At 67.8% G+C, this 16,002-nt stretch carries 14 protein-coding genes; 5 read left to right on the top strand and 9 right to left on the bottom strand.

The features are described 5' to 3' along the window. Window positions 1–10: 10 nt before the first annotated feature. The 3 genes from ADBZ6K_RS14280 to ADBZ6K_RS14290 are packed head-to-tail and all read right to left on the bottom strand — an operon-like array spanning window position 11 to window position 2,225. Window positions 11–415, bottom strand: a complete 405-nt coding sequence (locus tag ADBZ6K_RS14280) for a RidA family protein (RefSeq protein WP_526347703.1) — start codon at window positions 413–415, stop codon at window positions 11–13. A 56-nt stretch (window positions 416–471) separates the two neighbouring features. Further along, on the bottom strand, window positions 472–1,218 hold the full coding sequence (locus ADBZ6K_RS14285; protein ID WP_526347705.1) for an IclR family transcriptional regulator: 747 nt from the start codon (window positions 1,216–1,218) through the stop codon (window positions 472–474). Next, complete coding sequence (locus ADBZ6K_RS14290) at window positions 1,215–2,225, bottom strand: sugar kinase (protein ID WP_526347707.1); 1,011 nt, start codon at window positions 2,223–2,225, stop codon at window positions 1,215–1,217. The genes ADBZ6K_RS14285 and ADBZ6K_RS14290 overlap by 4 nt, the downstream gene beginning before the upstream one ends. A gap of 154 nt (window positions 2,226–2,379) precedes the next feature. Between ADBZ6K_RS14290 and ADBZ6K_RS14295 the strand changes: the two genes are divergently transcribed. The 4 genes from ADBZ6K_RS14295 to ADBZ6K_RS14310 all read left to right on the top strand — a co-directional run bounded on the left by ADBZ6K_RS14295 (window position 2,380) and on the right by ADBZ6K_RS14310 (window position 7,701). After that, window positions 2,380–3,687, top strand: a complete 1,308-nt coding sequence (locus ADBZ6K_RS14295; protein ID WP_526347709.1) for an amino acid deaminase — start codon at window positions 2,380–2,382, stop codon at window positions 3,685–3,687. 25 nt (window positions 3,688–3,712) lie between these two features. Next, window positions 3,713–5,314: an N-acyl-D-amino-acid deacylase family protein gene (locus ADBZ6K_RS14300; protein ID WP_526347711.1), complete on the top strand. Its 1,602-nt coding sequence runs from the start codon at window positions 3,713–3,715 to the stop codon at window positions 5,312–5,314. A 116-nt stretch (window positions 5,315–5,430) separates the two neighbouring features. Next, window positions 5,431–6,825: a GntP family permease gene (locus ADBZ6K_RS14305; RefSeq protein WP_526347713.1), complete on the top strand. Its 1,395-nt coding sequence runs from the start codon at window positions 5,431–5,433 to the stop codon at window positions 6,823–6,825. Between the two features lie 51 nt (window positions 6,826–6,876). Then, window positions 6,877–7,701 carry a hydroxypyruvate isomerase family protein gene (locus ADBZ6K_RS14310; RefSeq protein ID WP_526347715.1) on the top strand — a complete coding sequence of 275 codons (825 nt, stop codon included), beginning with the start codon at window positions 6,877–6,879 and terminating at the stop codon, window positions 7,699–7,701. Window positions 7,702–7,731: 30 nt separating this feature from the next. Here ADBZ6K_RS14310 and ADBZ6K_RS14315 read toward each other — a convergent pair whose 3' ends face one another. The 5 genes from ADBZ6K_RS14315 to ADBZ6K_RS14335 are packed head-to-tail and all read right to left on the bottom strand — an operon-like array spanning window position 7,732 to window position 14,085. Continuing rightward, window positions 7,732–8,178, bottom strand: coding sequence for a hypothetical protein (locus ADBZ6K_RS14315; protein ID WP_526347717.1), 447 nt, complete (start codon window positions 8,176–8,178; stop codon window positions 7,732–7,734). A 26-nt stretch (window positions 8,179–8,204) separates the two neighbouring features. Continuing rightward, window positions 8,205–9,932 carry an L-lactate permease gene (locus ADBZ6K_RS14320; protein WP_526347719.1) on the bottom strand — a complete coding sequence of 576 codons (1,728 nt, stop codon included), beginning with the start codon at window positions 9,930–9,932 and terminating at the stop codon, window positions 8,205–8,207. A gap of 9 nt (window positions 9,933–9,941) precedes the next feature. Beyond that, window positions 9,942–11,339, bottom strand: coding sequence for a (Fe-S)-binding protein (locus tag ADBZ6K_RS14325; RefSeq protein ID WP_526347721.1), 1,398 nt, complete (start codon window positions 11,337–11,339; stop codon window positions 9,942–9,944). Between the two features lie 27 nt (window positions 11,340–11,366). Further along, entirely contained in the window at window positions 11,367–12,569 is a 1,203-nt protein-coding gene (locus ADBZ6K_RS14330; RefSeq protein ID WP_526347723.1) for an FAD-binding oxidoreductase, read from the bottom strand. Window positions 12,570–12,585: 16 nt separating this feature from the next. Next, entirely contained in the window at window positions 12,586–14,085 is a 1,500-nt protein-coding gene (locus tag ADBZ6K_RS14335; protein WP_526347725.1) for an FAD-linked oxidase C-terminal domain-containing protein, read from the bottom strand. A 225-nt stretch (window positions 14,086–14,310) separates the two neighbouring features. Here ADBZ6K_RS14335 and ADBZ6K_RS14340 point away from each other — a divergent pair, with 225 nt between their 5' ends. Further along, on the top strand, window positions 14,311–14,733 hold the full coding sequence (locus ADBZ6K_RS14340) for a PPOX class F420-dependent oxidoreductase (protein ID WP_526347727.1): 423 nt from the start codon (window positions 14,311–14,313) through the stop codon (window positions 14,731–14,733). Window positions 14,734–14,744: 11 nt separating this feature from the next. Here ADBZ6K_RS14340 and ADBZ6K_RS14345 read toward each other — a convergent pair whose 3' ends face one another. After that, a complete protein-coding gene (locus ADBZ6K_RS14345; protein ID WP_526347729.1) occupies window positions 14,745–15,971 on the bottom strand; it encodes a GGDEF domain-containing protein in 1,227 nt (408 codons plus the stop codon). Window positions 15,972–16,002: the final 31 nt, after the last annotated feature.

Genomic DNA, 16,002 nt, shown 5'->3' on the forward strand with positions numbered 1-16,002 from the left:
GCCTGCGAGGCTAACCCACCGCCGCGATGGCGTCGATCTCCACGAGCATCACCGCATGGGGCAGACCGACGAATACGGTAGTCCGGCAAGGAAGTTGGCCGGAGGCGACGTTCTCCTCGATGAACTCGCCGTACACCTCGTTCATCGCGGCGAAGTCTTCGCGCTTGGTCAGGTAGACGCGGAACATCAGTACGTCGTCCACGGCGGCGCCGCCGGCGGCCAGGATGGCCTTGACGTTCTCCAGGGTTCGTCGGGTCTGGGTCCGCACGTCACCCTCGCCGATATAGGTGTTCGTCGCCGGGTCCATCGGACCCTGTCCGGATACCTGCAGCAGGCCACCCTTTCTGATGCCCTGGCTGAATGTGTGGGCGGGTGCCGGTGCACCATCGGTGCGGATAACCTGTGATTCGGCCATGACCGAACTCCTTTGCTTGATCGGATGTTGCCGGGTCGGACGTTGCCTGGCCGGGTTCACCGCGGACGGAATCCGCAGTCTTCAGAGATGCGCTGACCCACGTCCCGCAACGGTGTGAGCAGCTCGAGCAGTTGATCGAAGGAGAGCACCACGTCGGGCACCGACACCGACACCGCGGCCACCACACGACCGGAGGCACCGCGGATGGGAACGCCGATGCAGTTGATCGAGGCTTCGTTCTCTTCACGGTCCTGCGCCCAGCCCTGGGCACGGACGGTCTCGATCTCGCGAAGATACTCCTCGGGCGTGGTGATCGTGTTCGGGGTGCGCCGGCTGAAGTCCATCGCCTTGACGATCGGGCGCAGTTCGGAGTCCGGCAGGTCGGCCAGGATGATCTTGGCGACCGCGGTCGAATTCAGGTTGGCGCTCATCCCGATTCGGGAGAACATCCGGATCTGGTCGTGGGACTCCAGCTTGTCGATGTAGACGATGTCACCGCCCTCCATCGCCGCGAGATGGGTGGTGCGGCCGTAGGCGCGGTTGAACGCGGTCAGGTGCGGCGACGCGATCTGGCGAATCTCCCGCTGATCGGTTCCGCGCGAGGCCAACTCGAAGATCCGCGAACCGAGGTGATAGCGGTTGGCCTGGTCCCGAAAGGTGAACCGCTCCTCGGACAGGGTGCGCAGCAGCCGCAGCACTGTCGTCTTGTGAACCCCGGTAGACTCCGCCAGCTCGTCGAGGGTCGCCGGCCGATCAGCGAGTTGCACCAGCAGGTGCAGCGCACGCGCAACGCTCTGGCTCATGGGTGTTCTCCCACTTCCGGTATCGAAAAGCCCGCCGCCGTGGCCGTCGTCGCGGCCCAGTCGGTCGCTGAACAGGTGAGCAGCTGGCTTAACAGATCGGCGGGTGGGGGCGGTGCGGAGTCCTGCGGGACCGTCAACGTCGCCGCGGCGCCGACATGCCCGCGGCGCAGGCACGTCGCAACGTCATCGCCTGACACCACGCCGCTGAGATAGCCCGCCGCGAATGCGTCGCCGGCACCGACCGGCTCGACGACCTCGACCCGAAGCGCCGGTACCGATATCGTCTCGCCATCCGGGTCGATCGCCACCGCGCGCACCGCGCCGTCCTTGACCACGATCGTCCCCGGATTCGGCAGTATCCGCCGCAGCGCTACCGGATCGTCGGTGCCCATAACCCGCCTGGCCTCGTCGGCACCGACCAACACCAGATCGGCCTTGTCGGCGAGATCGACGACGACGGCGGGGTCGCCGCTGGGCCACAGCTGCTCGCGCCAGTTCACATCGAAGCTGACCAACCCGGTAATCCGGGGCCGTTCGGTGAGCAGCCTGCGCATCAATGCCTGGCAGCTCTCTGACAGGGCCGCCGTGATGCCACTGCAATGCACGACCGAAGCCCGCACGAGCGCCGACGCCACGTCGGGAACGTCGAGGAAGGCCGGGGTCATCGCCGACGCCGCGGAGCCGGCACGGCAGTAGCTGCTGGATGTGCGGGGCTCGCCCGTGTCATCGACATCGGTCAGCTTCGAGTAGTGGCCGGTCGGCCGGGACCCGTCGATCTGCAGCGCTGAGATGTCGACACCGTGCGCGTCGAACTCATTGCGTACGACGGTCCCGAAGTCGTCGTCACCCAGCCGTCCGACGAATGCCGCGGATACACCCCACGCCACCAATCCCGCAGCGACGTTGGCTTCGGCGCCCGCAAGATGTCGTTCGCGTGGCGAGACCAGGACAAGCGGTTCTCCGAGGCACGTAACACCGCCTCCGACAACTGTTTTCGTTTCCAGCACAGTCTTCCCTCGATAGTCCGTTCACGTTTCAGGGGATTGACGCGGATCCCGCACCAATGTTAGACATGAGCTGTCAGAAAATGCAATAGCGATTGCACTATATGCAACATTGCAGCTCAGACGTGTCAGACCCCTTGAAAGGCGGGATTCGGTGATGACTACCCACGGTGAAACCGCATTGGGACGCGAGCGGTTGCCGGGTCCCGCCGAGCCGGCGTTGTCCGAACTGGACAAGTCGCTGCCCGCTGCGGCGACCGGCCTGAGCACCGCGGAGTTCCTGGCGACCGGTCCCCGGTTGTCGGCGTTCAGCACCCCGGTGATGACCCTCGACGATTCCGCTATCGAGCAGAACCTGGCGGCGATGTCCGCGTGGTGCGACGCACACGGCGTCGAGCTCGCACCGCACGGCAAGACCACCATGGCCCCCGTCCTATGGGAGCGCCAGATACGCAGCGGCGCTTGGGGTATCACGCTGGCCTCGTACAGCCAGCTAAGGGTGGCTGTACATTTCGGCATCCGGCGGATACAGCTGGCGAATTCGCTGGTCGACCCGGCGGGGTTGCGGTGGCTGGTCGACGAACTGGCCGAGCACCGCGACCTTGAGGTGCTCACCTGGGCCGACTCGACGCAGACCGTCGACGCGATGGTCGCCGCACTGTCGGGCATACGGGTCACCCGGCCGATTCCCGTGCTGGTCGAACTCGGCGCCCCCGGCGGCCGGACCGGCGCGCGCACCCTCGATGAAGCCGTCGCGGTCGCGCACCGGGTGGCGGAAAGCGCCGTGCTGCGGCTCGCGGGCGTCTGCGGCTATGAAGGTGCGCTCGCCCACGACGCGTCGGATGCGTCGCTGTCGCGGGTACGGAGGTACCTGCAGGACATTGCGGAGCTGCACACGCGGCTGCGCGATAGCTATCCCGCCGGCGGCGCTGGCGCCGATATACATGTGACCGCGGGTGGCAGCGCCTACTTCGATGTGGTCGCCGACGTGCTGGCGCCCCTCGCGCGCGGCAACACCCGCGTCGTCGTCCGCGCGGGCGCCTACGTCATCCACGACGACGGCTTCTACTCACAGATCACCCCGTTCGCCCGCGGTGGCGATGACCACCGGTTGCGCTCGGCCATGCACACGTGGGCGCGGGTGGTGTCGCGCCCCGAACCGGGTCTGGCGCTGCTCGATGCGGGCAAGCGGGACGTGCCGTTCGACGAGGGCCTGCCCGTGCCACAGTTGGTCGCCGACCAACTCGGTGCGCCGCCCCGGCCCATCGAGGGCGCGGAGATCACCGCCGTCAACGACCAGCACGCGTTCCTGAGCATCCCACCCGACAGCGATCTACGGGTCGGGCAGGTGATCCGGTTGGGTCTCTCCCACCCCTGCACCGCCTTCGACAAATGGCGATGGATCCCCGTGATCGGCGGCGGGGACGACCCCCGCGTCATCGACCTCATCCGCACCTACTTCTGAAATCCACTGATTCCCGGGGAATGTCATGCGCACACTGATTCGCTCCGCCACCGTCGTCGACGGAACAGAGGCACCTCGCTACCGCGCCCATGTTCTGCTCGACGGAGACACCATCGCCGAGATCCGCGACGACGACACCGGGGTGCACGCCGACCGGGTGATCGACGCCTCCGGGCTGGTGCTCGCACCCGGATTCATCGACATGCACGCACATTCGGATCTGCAGATCCTGATCAATCCGGAGCATCCGTCACGAATCACCCAAGGCGTCACGACGGAGGTGCTCGGCCAAGACGGCCTCTCCTATGCGCCCGTCACCGACGAGGTGCTCGCCGTGGTGCGGCGCAAGATCGCCGGATGGAACACCGACCCGGTGGATTTCGATTTCGACTGGCGCTCGGTCGGCGAATATCTCGACCGGCTCGACCGCGGTATCGCCACCAACGTCGCCTACCTGGTACCGCACGGCGTGCTGCGCGCGCTGGTCGTCGGCTGGGACGACACCCCGGCCACCGCGGCCCAGATCGCCGACATGCAGCGTCTGCTCGCTGAGGCGATGAGTGAAGGGGCCGTTGGCCTTTCGGCCGGTCTGACCTACACGCCGGGCATGTACGCCGACAACGACGAACTCCTCGCGCTGTGCCGGACGGTCGCCGGGTACGGCGGATACTTCTCACCGCACCACCGCTCGTACGGAGCGGGGGCGATGGAGGCGTATGCCGAGATGGTCGACCTCACCACGCGTGCCGGCTGCCCACTGCACCTGGCGCACGCCACGCTGAACTTCGGGCCCAACAAGGGGCGCGCGCCGGAGTTGCTCGCGCTACTGGACGATGCGGAACGGGCCGGCGCCGACATCAGCCTGGACACCTACCCGTATCTGCCCGGTGCCACCACCCTTTCCGCGATCCTTCCCAGCTGGGCGTCGGCCGGAGGCACCGAGGCGACGCTGGCCAGGCTCGAGGACCCACAGGAGCGGTCGAGGATTCGCGAACATCTTGAGGTCACCGGCTCCGACGGCTGCCACGGCGTGATCGCCGAATGGGACACCATCGAAATCAGCGGCGTGCAGCACGGCGAACTCGACGGCTACGTCGGGCAGACCATCGCCCAGATCGCAAAGGAGGAAGGCCGAGAGCCATTCGACGTCTGCGTCGACATCCTGCGTCGCGACGAACTCGGCAGCGGGATCCTGCAGCACGTCGGCCACGAGGAGAATGTTCAGGCCATCATGGGCCACCCACGTCATACCGGTGGCAGCGACGGGCTGCTCGTCGGGGCGAAGCCGCACCCGCGCGGATGGGGCACCTTCGCCCGGTATCTCGGCCACTACAGCCGCGATCTGGGCCTGATGTCGCTGGAGGAATGCGTCGGGCACCTCAGCGGCCGTGCCGCCACGCGCCTACGGCTCATCGGCCGGGGGTATGTGCGCACCGGCTTCGCCGCCGATCTCGTGCTCTTCGATCCCGACGCTGTCGTCGACAACGCGACCTATGCCCAACCACGCAAGGCTGCAAGCGGTTTCACACATGTGTTCGTCCGCGGCGAACTGGCACTCGACGACGGTGAACTGACCGGCGCGACGGCGGGGCGGGCACTGCGCCTCGCCAAGGCGGGTGTGCAATGAGCGTGGAACCGCCGGACCGCGTCGCCGCCGCCGACTGGGACGACATCACCGGGCGGGCACAGGCATTCGTCGCCGCGCTCGCACACTGACCCTTCAACCCACCCCTGGAGTTCCGAATGTCCGACCTCGTGAACTGGCTGCAGCACGACACAGCCGGTCTGCTCACCCTCGCCGCAGTATCCATCGCGGTGCTGTTGCTACTCATCATCAAACTCAAGCTCGAACCGTTCATCGCGCTGATCGTCGTCAGCGTCGCGGTGGCACTCATCGCCGGCATCCCGGTGGTCGATTTGGTCGGCACCCCAGCGAAAGCCGCCGATTCCCTGCTGGAGAAGGGATTCGGCAGCATCCTGGGGCACATCACCGTGATCATCGGCCTCGGCACCGTCCTCGGCGCGATGCTGGAGCGCTCGGGCGGTGCTGATGTCCTGACCACCCGACTGCTGAACCTGTTCGGCCCCAAGGGCGCACCGCTGGCCATGGGCATCACCGGCCTGGTGCTCGGCATCCCGGTGTTCTTCGACATCGGCATCTTCATCCTGGCGCCGCTGGTCTATGTCGCAGCCAAGCGCGGCGGAAAATCGATGGTGCTCTATGCGATGCCGATGCTGGCCGGCCTGTCCATGACGCACGCGTTCCTGCCGCCACACCCCGGCCCGGTCGCCGCCGCGGGGCTGCTGGGCGTCAGCCTCGGCTGGATCATCATCATGGGCTTGGCCTGCGGCATCCCCGCGTGGTTCGTCAGCGGCGTCGTGTGGGGATCCTGGATCGGCAAACGCGTCCAGGTCGAGGTGCCCGACGAGTTCATCCCCGAAGAGGAGGAAGCTGACACCGTCAACCCGCCGTCGCTGTCCCTGATCGCCTTCATCATCCTGGCGCCGATGGTCCTCATCCTGGCGGCTACGATCGCCGACGTCGTGCTCGAGCAGGACTCGAGGCTGCATGCCGTGCTGACCCTCGTCGGCACGCCGGCGATCGCGCTGACCATTGCCGTGCTGTTGGCGATCTATCTGCTCGGCATCCGCCGCGGGCTCACCGCCACCGAGGTCGGCAAGATCTCGGCAGCGTCGCTGCGCCCGGTGGGCATGATCCTGCTGGTGGTGGGCGCCGGCGCGTTCTTCGGAGCGGTGTTGCGCGCCACCGGTATCGGCGATGCGCTGGCCGACTCCATGACCGCGATCGGGCTACCGGTGATCGTGTCGGCGTATCTGATCAGCTGCGCGCTGCGGATCGCCCAGGGTTCGGCGACGGTCGCGATCGTCACCACCGCGGGCATCATCGAGACATCGGTCAGCGGAGGCAATTATTCGCCCGTCCAGATCGCGCTCATCGTCGTGGCGGTGTCGGCTGGCTCGATCATCGCCAGCCACGTCAACGACGGCGGGTTCTGGATCGTGTCGCGCTACTTCAACATGACCGTCAAAGAGACGCTGATGACCTGGACGGTCCTGGAAACCATCCTGTCGATCGTCGGGTTCACGATGGCCGGGTTGATCTGGCTGGTCGTCTGACCGCGAGCGATCCGGCACCACGAGCCAATCCGACACTCGACGGGGAGTTCCATGACCAGATTCGACGTCAACTGCTCGATACTGTTCAAAGAGCTGGGGGTCCTGGAGCGCCCCGCGGCGGCCCGGGCGGCCGGATTCACGGCGATCGAATTCTGGTGGCCGTGGGATGTGGCGGTGCCGGCCGACGGTGAGGTCGACGCCTTCGTACGCGCGGTGCGGGATGCCGGGGTAGAGCTGGTCGGTCTGAACTTCTTCGCAGGCGACATGCCCGCCGGCGAACGTGGGCTGGTGTCGTGGCCGCACCGCAGCGCCGAATTCCGCGACAACATCGACGTCACCGTCGCCATCGGGGAACAGGTGGGCTGCCGCGCGTTCAATGCGCTGTACGGCAATAGGATTCCCGACGCGGTACCGGGGCAGCAGGACGACCTCGCGGTGGAGAACCTCGGACTCGCCGCGGCGGCCGCCGCGCGAATCGACGGGATGGTACTCATCGAACCGGTGAGCGGCGCCCCCGCCTATCCCCTGCTGACCGCGGCGGACGCCGTCGCGGTGATCGAGCGTGTCGAGAACGTCACCGGCGCGACCAACCTGCGGTTCCTCTGCGACGTGTATCACCTGGCGGTCAACGGCGATGATCCGCCCAAGGCCATCACCGACCATCTCGCGCGCATCGGGCACGTACAGATCGCCGATGCGCCCGGCAGACACGAGCCGGGAACGGGTGAGCTGCCGATCGGCGCGTACCTGCGCCAACTCGACGACGGCGGCTACACCGGCTGGATCGGTCTGGAATACCTGCCCAGCGGGCCGAGCGCCGACAGTTTCGACTGGCTGCCGCCCGGGCGACGGGCGGCCTCCGACCCCGCACGGTGACGGGGCACGATCCGATACCCTCGGGCTTGCCTACGGCAGTTCGCCGGCCGACCATTCGACGGGCGCCTGCACGTGGTAGACGGGCAGGCGGTGCCGGGACTCCACGACGCGGGGCAGGTCGAGTCGTAACCACCGGGACTTCTCCCTGGGCAGGGTGGAGATCACCACAGCCTTATAGCCGGCGTCGTCCGCACCCAGTTCGGCGTCAACTGCGTCCACCGGGGACGCCGAACCGATCTTGCTGGCGGACAACGGGATACCCTCCCGTGCAAACAGCGACTTGGCCCGCTCGGCCACCCTGCCCGCGACCACCTCGGCGTCGTGCTGATCACCTCGCCGCAGCAGGTGGCGCACCGGTGTCGCGGGCACGAGCAGGACGAATTCGGCTTGCGCATCGTCCTTTTGAATCGTGCGCAACTGGTCCAGCAATTCTCGGTTGGTGACGGTCTCGTGGGCCACCACCAGATACCTGGACATACAACCTCCTTCGTTGACGGGCGCGCTCAGATCAGCATCCAGCCCAGGACTGCGGTCGACTGCAGGAACACCAGGACACACATGAACAGGATCATCCCGAGACTCCACCGGATGACGTAGCGGAACAGGTCGCCTTCGCGGCCCAGGATGCCCACCGCCGTCGCGGCGATCGTGAGGTTCTGCGGGCTGATCATCTTGCCGACGACGCCGCCGCTGGTGTTGGCCGCCACCAGCAGGGTCGGGTCGAGACCGGCTCGATCGGCCGCCGCCTGCTGCAGCGTGGCGAACAGCGCGTTGGCGGAGGTGTCCGAGCCGGTGACCGCGGTCCCCAGCCAGCCGAGAATCGGCGACAGGAAGGCGAAGAAGGCCCCGGTCGCCGCGATCCAGTTACCGATGGTCAGCGTTTGCCCGGACTGGTTCATCACGTAGGCCAGGGCGAGCACCGATGCCACGGTCAGAAACGCGAACCGCAGCTTGTAGGCGGTGGCGAAGTATTCGCGCAGGGCCGTGGCCGGCGAGATCCGGTAGAGGATGGCCACCAGAATCCCGCAGATGATCAGCAGGCTGCCCGGCGACGAAAACCACTGCAGGTTGTAGACCGTCGACGTGATCGGCTTGCCCGCCCCGCTGAGGACGTTGCCGTCCAGTCCAGGCCATTTGATCTTGTAGTCGGTGCCGACGAGGAAGTTCTTCACCGGCCCGAACAGTTTGGCGACCGAGAACACCGCGATGATGATGACGTAGGGCATCAGCGCCATGGCTATCCGGCCGGTGGTCAGTTCGCGGCTGGATGTCCCCGGCGTCACCACCGCCGATCCGGTGGCAGGCCCGCCAGTTCGAACCGGTGAGCCGCCACCCGCGGAATCGCCGCGGTCTCCTGACGTGCGCGCGGCCTCTTCCTCGGTCGCGGCGCGCAGGTCGGCGAGCGCCTCCTCGGTTCCCTCGGGGTGCCACACCCGCAGCAGCGCGATCGTGGCACCGACCGCCACCAGCGCGGCGATGATGTCGGTCAACTCGACGGAGATGAAGTTGGAGCTGACGAACTGCGCGACGGCGAACGTGAGGCCGCAGACGACCGCAGCCGGCCAGGTCTGGCGAATCCCGCGCTTGCCGTCGACCATGCCGACCAGGATCAGCGGCACGAACATCGCCAGGATGGGCGTCTGCCGACCGACCATGGCGCCGATGTCCTGGACGGGTATGTGGGTCAGCGTGGCGGCCGTCAGGATGGGCGTGGCGATCGCGCCGAATGCGACGGGCGCGGTGTTGGCCAGCAGCACGATCGCGGCGGCACGGAACGCGGAGAAACCGATCGCCATGAGCATCACGCCGGTGATCGCGACCGGTGCACCGAAGCCGGCAAGCGCTTCCAGCAGGCCACCGAAGCAGAAGGCGATCAGCACAGCCATGATGCGCGGGTCCTCGGAGATCAGGTTGAACGACTCACGCAGGTCCTCGAAACGCCCGCTGACCACGGTGAGCTGATACACCCACAGCGCGTTGAACACGATCCACATGATCGGGAACAGGCCGAACAGCGCGCCCTCGGTGCCCGACAGAAGCGTCAGGTGCACCGGCATGCCGAACGCCACGATCGCCACGATCATCGCCACAGCCAGTGAGGCCAGGCCAGCCCAGTGGGCCTTGATCCGCAGCACGCCCAACAGGATGAAAATCGTGATCAACGGCAGCAGAGCGATCAGTGCGGAGACGGTGAGGCTGCCGCCAACGGGCGCGAGTTCCTGCGTAAACATCTGTCCCCTTTAGGAATCGGTTCGCGGATGGGCGTGAATGGGGTCGACGCCCCGGATGGATGCGTCGACGAGCTCGATCGGGTGGAACATCGGCACCTCGCCCGGCAGGTATCGGCGCATCTGCAGCAGACAACCCGGGTTCGCCGTGGCGACCGCGTCAGGCGAGACGGACATGACGTGGGTAATCTTGCGCAGACCCAGTTCGGCTGCCGGCTCCGGATTGACCATGTTGTAGATACCCGCTGAGCCGCAACAGATCTCGGCTTCGGGGATGTCGAGCACCTCGAGGCCCGGTATGGCGCGCAGCACCGCGCGGGGCTGAAGCCGCACCCCTTGGCCGTGGCCGAGATGACAGGCGTCGTGATAGGCGACCCTGGCATCGATGCGGTGCCGCGGCGCCGCAGGCCCCAGTTCGGCGAGAACCTCCGAGATGTCGCGCACCCTGGCCGAGAACTCGGCGGCGCGCCCGGCATACTGCGGGTCGTCGCGCAGCAGCCTGCCGTACTCCTTCATCGTGGAGCCGCAACCGGCGACGTTGACCACGATGGCGTCGACGTCGTATGTCTCGAATACGTCAATGGTGCGGCGGGCACGCTCCAATGCCTCGGGTTCCCTTCCCGCGTGTTCGCTCAGCGCTCCGCAGCACCGCTGCCCCTTGGGCACGATGACATCGCAGCCTTCGGCGGCCAACACCCGTGCCGTCGCCGCGTTGACGTCGGCGAAGAACACTCGCTGCACGCACCCCTGCAACAGCGCGATGCGGCGCCTCCGCGGCCCTTCGGCCTGGATGAACGAGGGCATCCGCCGGGTCAGTGTCCGCAGCCGCGCCCGCGGCATCAGCTCCTCGAGTGCCCGTAGTCGCGCGGGTAACCGGCTGCGCACGCCGCTGCGCTCGAGCAGGACTGGCCCGCCCACCCGCTGGTACAACGCCGCCATGACCATGCCGGCGCGCACCCGTGTGGGGTAGGGGAAGAGCTGGAAGATCATCTCGCGGAACAGCCGATCGGACAGCGCCCGTATGTGGTTGCGCTCCAACTGTGGGCGCACCGCCTCGATCAGCTCGTCGTAGCGCACGCCCGACGGGCAGGCCGTCACGCACGCCATGCAGCCAAGGCAGGCGTCGAAATGCTTGGCGTAGGTGTCGTCGAGGGGTACGGCACCCTCGTTGCCGAGCTTCATCAGGTAGATGCGCCCGCGCGGTGAGTCCATTTCCTCGCCCCACAGCGCATAGGTCGGGCAGCTCGGCAGGCAGAATCCGCAGTGCACACAGTCGGAGATCCGCTCGTCGGACGGCGGGTGGTGATTGTCGAAGATGCCGAAGGTGCCAGGCGCGCACTCTTCGGTGCCGGACTGCTCTTCGCGCGAGCGCTCATCGCGACCCCGGCTGCTGGCGGATTCGGTGGTCATCGGCGAAACTCCATGGGTCGCATCGGATTACAGCCAGGGAGCGAGACGGCCTCGCGCGCACCGGCCGTCGGGGTCCAGGCGTGCCTTGACGGCGCGCAGCAGGCCGACCGACGACGGTGGCGGGCCGAGCGCGTCGACGGCGGCGTCGACATCGGCCGGGCGATCCCGCAGCAGCACGGTTCCCCCGAGGGCCAGCACATCGCGCCGCCACCGGTCGAAGGCGGCCGCCTGTTGTGCGGCCGGCCCGGAGAATCGCGCCGTGTGCAGGCCGAGCGCACTGTGGGAGGCCAGCGAGACGTCGATTCCCGCGGCGTCGGCGGCATCCGCGAGTGCCGTTGCGACGGCGCTCAACTGAGCGGGCAGCGTCCCGGCGAACGCCGCGCTCTGGCCGGCCTCGGCGCTGCCTGCGGCGGCATACTGCCGCCAGAGTTCCGCCTCGCCGTCATCGGCGAGCGCCTCCTGCGCGGCCCCGCCCGCCCGTTCCCGAAATGCCGCCGCCTGAGCCGCGACACCGGCCGCGGTGCCCTCGAAGCGGACCGCCAGCCGGCCGGCGCCACCGCGGGGGTCGCCGGCCCAGTCGACCGCGGTCGGCTCCAGGGCCGAGCCCAGCAGATCGAGGCTCAGCGCTGTCGCCTGCTCCGGCGAGCACGGCACCACGACCGTCGCACTGCTCTCGGGGCGTGGATGCAGGCGCATGACCACCTCGGCGATCAGCCCGAGGGTGCCCAGCGACCCGTACATCAGCTTGCTCAGGTCATAGCCGGCAACGTTTTTGATCACCCGTCCCCCGCCGCGGGCGACGGTTCCGTCGGCAAGCACCAACGTGACGCCGATGATCAGGTCGCGCAAAGCGCCGTAGCGCAACCTGCGCGGGCCGGATTCGCCCGTGGCCAGCAGACCGCCGATGGTGGCGCCGTCCGGTTCCGTCGCCGGGTCCAGCGCAAGCCACTGCCCGGCTTCGGCGAGCCGATCCTGTAACGCGCGCAATGACATTCCGGCTTGCGCCGACGCGGTCATGTCCGCCGGGTTGTGGTCGAGCAACCGGTTCAGCCCACCGGTCTCCAGCACCAGCTCCGGGTCGTGCGGGTGCCCGGCCCAGGCCATCTTGGTACCGGCCCCGCGGAACAGCACACCACCCCGGCTCTCGCGCAGAACGCCGGCGGCCTCGTCCACGCTCGTCGGCCGGTACACCGTCGCACCCGCCGGAACCGGATCCGTGGTCGCCGTCATCGCGTTTCGCCTCCCCTCAAAGCCGTTCGATCACGCCGGCCTGCTCCAGAGGGTGCGGCCGCCACGGGCCGGGACGCTCGCCGCACAGACGGGGCGTGGGCAGCACCTTGCCGGGATTGCAGACCCCGTCGGGGTCGAATGCGGACCGCACCAGCGCCATCACCGTCAGGTCGGCGTCGGAGAACATCTTCGGCATCGAGCACGCCTTGTCGCTGCCGACGCCGTGCTCGCCGGTGATCGAACCGCCTTGCTCCACGCACAGTTCGACGATCGCGGTGGCCAACTCCTCCGCACGCTCGGCCTGGCCGTGCACGGCGCCGTCGTAGAGGACCAGCGGGTGTAGGTTGCCGTCACCGGCGTGGAAGACGTTGGCGACACGGAGCCCCGCCGCGCGCGACATCTCGCCGATGCGGGTCAAAGTGCTGCCCAGCTTGGTGCGCGGGATGACGCCGTCCTGGACGAAGTAGTCCGGACTGATCCGTCCCATCGCGGCGAACGCGGCCTTGCGTCCTTTCCAGATCAGTGCCCGTTCGGCCGCGTCGTTGGCGATCCTGATGTGGGTGGACCGGTTGTCCCGGCAAATCTGTTGGACGCGTTCGAATTCCGCGTCGACCTCGACGCCGACACCGTCGAGTTCCACCACGAGAGCGGCGGGTGCGCCGACCGTGTACCCGGCGAGAGTGGCCCTCTCGCACGCCTCGATCGCGAGCACGTCGAGCATCTCGACGGCGGCGGGGATGATGCCGTGCGAGATGATGTCACTGACCGCGTTGCCCGCCAGCTCCACATCGTCGAAGTCGGCCACCAGGGTGCGCACGGCCTCGGGCTTGCGCAGCAGCCGGACGGTGATCTCGGTGACGATGCCGAGGGTGCCTTCCGAGCCGACGACCAACGCGCGCAGATCCGGCCCCGGCTGGTCCAGTGAGTTGCCACCGAGGGTCACCACGCTGCCGTCGGGGCAGACCATGGTGAGCGCGAGAATGTGGTTGGTGGTGAAGCCGTACTTCAGGCAGTGTGCGCCGCCGGAGTTCTCGGCCACGTTCCCGCCGATGGTGCAGACGACCTGGCTGGACGGGTCGGGCGCGAAGTACAGATCGTGAGACGCCACCGCCGCGGAGATGCCGAGATTGGTCACACCCGGTTGGACGACGGCCCGCTGATTGTTCGAATCGACCGACAGCACCTTGCGCATGCGGGCCAGCCCGATGACGATCCCGTCGGCGACGGGCAGGGCGCCGCCGGACAGGCCGGTGCCCGCACCGCGGGCGACGAACGGGATGTGTTCGCGGGCGCAGACCCGCACGACCGCCGCGACCTCCTCGGTGCTCGACGGCAGGGCCACCAGTGCGGGAACGACCCGGAATCCCGTCAGCCCGTCGCATTCGTAGGTGCGAAGCTCCGCGGGTTCGGACACCACACCGCCCTCGGCGACCAAGCCGGAGATCTCGCGACGAACCGCTTCCGTCACCCGGCCGGTGGCCTTCTCCGCAACCAGGTCGAGATAGCTGCTAGTCATGGCGTCACCTCCGGTCAACCCCGACGCAGTAAGCGAATTCAGAAGGCGGGTCCACGGTCCCACTACGTGGCCGTCGATGCTGTGAAATCGGCCAAAAAGAGGCATTGCCCGAGGTCACCCGGCAGCGTTCCGGCGCAGGAACGTGCGTCCCTGCAGGCCAGAAGCGGTGTGCCGCACTCCAGACTCGCACGGTGGGGGTGAGGGGGAGGAAGTTACGATCGAGTCGTGGCAGCGTTGACCCCCGATGTGGTCGAGTTTCTGACGGCAGGTACACGCACCGGAATGCTTGGCTATGTCGCCTCCGACGGACGTCCGCTCGTCGCCCCGGTGTGGTTCATCGTCGACAACGACCAACTCGTCTTCAACACCGCCAAGAGCACAGCCAAAGGTAAAGCACTGCAACGTGATCCACGCGTGGTGCTGACCGTCGACGATCCGCACCCACCGTATTCGTTCGTCCAGGTGCAGGGCACGGCCGAACTCGGTGAGGACCCTGGTGAGCTGCTCGACGTCGCCACGCGCATCGGCGGTCGCTACATGGGCGCCGACCGCGCCGAAGCGTACGGCAGGCGCAACGGCGTGCCCGGGGAACTCATCGTTCGTGTGACGCCGACCAAGGTCATCAGGGCCTTCGGCATCGCCGACTGAGCGGGGCGGGGTCAGCCGTCGCCGGAGGCGCCCTTGTCGTCGGGGTCGTCCAGTGAGGTGAGCACGGGCCGCAGCACGTACCGCGCCTCGTTACCGCCCGCGCGGCGCGCTTCGTACATGGCTGCCGTGGCGATGGTGATGATCTCGTCGAGGACATCGTGCGGCGGGCGTTGCGCCAGCGGCCGCAACGGGGTGCTCACCACGCCCAGGCTGGCGGTCAGCCGGGTCGGTGTGGCGCGCATTGCTCCGCGGATGCGTTCGACCAGGGGCGCCGGATCCACCTCGGTGAAGGTGTCCGCGATCAGGTAATCGGCGTCGCTGACGTGGGCGACGACGGCGTCGTGCCTGACGGTTTCGCGCAGCGCGTGGCCCACCGCCACACGGGACCGGTCGGCGCCCGCGGCGCCGGCCACCTGGCCCAGCAGCGAGAAGCTGTCGATGCTAACCACCACCAGGACGAAGTATCGGTCGTCGTCGCGGCTGCGCGATCCCAGCAGCGTCGCCGCCCGTTCATCGAATGCGCCGCGGTTGAGCAGGCCCGTCAGCGGCTCGATCTCGTCGTGCCGGATCTTCGTGCGAATCAGGCCGACCGTGATCCGGCAGGCGAAGGCGACGAAGATGTTGATCAGCACGACCGTGATGACGGTGCCGGTCGCGAGCACCGGGTCGATGGCGGCGAGCCGCACCGCCGTGATCCCCACCGCGACGGCCGCAACGGTCCAGGAAAACGCCAGGTAAGGCGCGGGATGGAAGAGCGCGGTGTAGGTCGACAGCACGGCGAAGGCGGTCGCGCCCACCATCCCCACCAGCGGATCCGACGCGATCAGGCACGCGGCGGCCACACAGAACGTGCCGACCACGACGAACAGCTCGCTCTGCAGCCGGGTCGGCCAGCGATGCCACAGCCAGCGCCCGGCCATGGCCACGCAACAGGCAGCGATGACGGCAGCGGCGCCGACGCCGATCGCCCGGTGCGGACCGGTTGAGCTTCCGATGAGGATCGCGGGTACCGCGCCAAGACCCAGGATCACCGCGGCGATCACCCGGGAGGTCAGCGTTTGCAGACCCCGCTCGGCCAGCACCGCGGTGAGCCAGTAGTAGTGATCGCCTCTGTTGAACAACGCCACCCGGACCATCAGCGGCCGGTTCCCACGCGCGCGCCCACTGCGCAACGCCACAACACCGTCGGGCATCCGCGCATCGGCGGATGCTATCAATTTGCCGACGGTATCCGCCATGGCGCGGTGGCATTCACGTGACGCGCACACA

It is taken from the genome of Mycobacterium sp. (assembly GCF_044223235.1).
Classification (GTDB): Bacteria; Actinomycetota; Actinomycetes; order Mycobacteriales; family Mycobacteriaceae; genus Mycobacterium.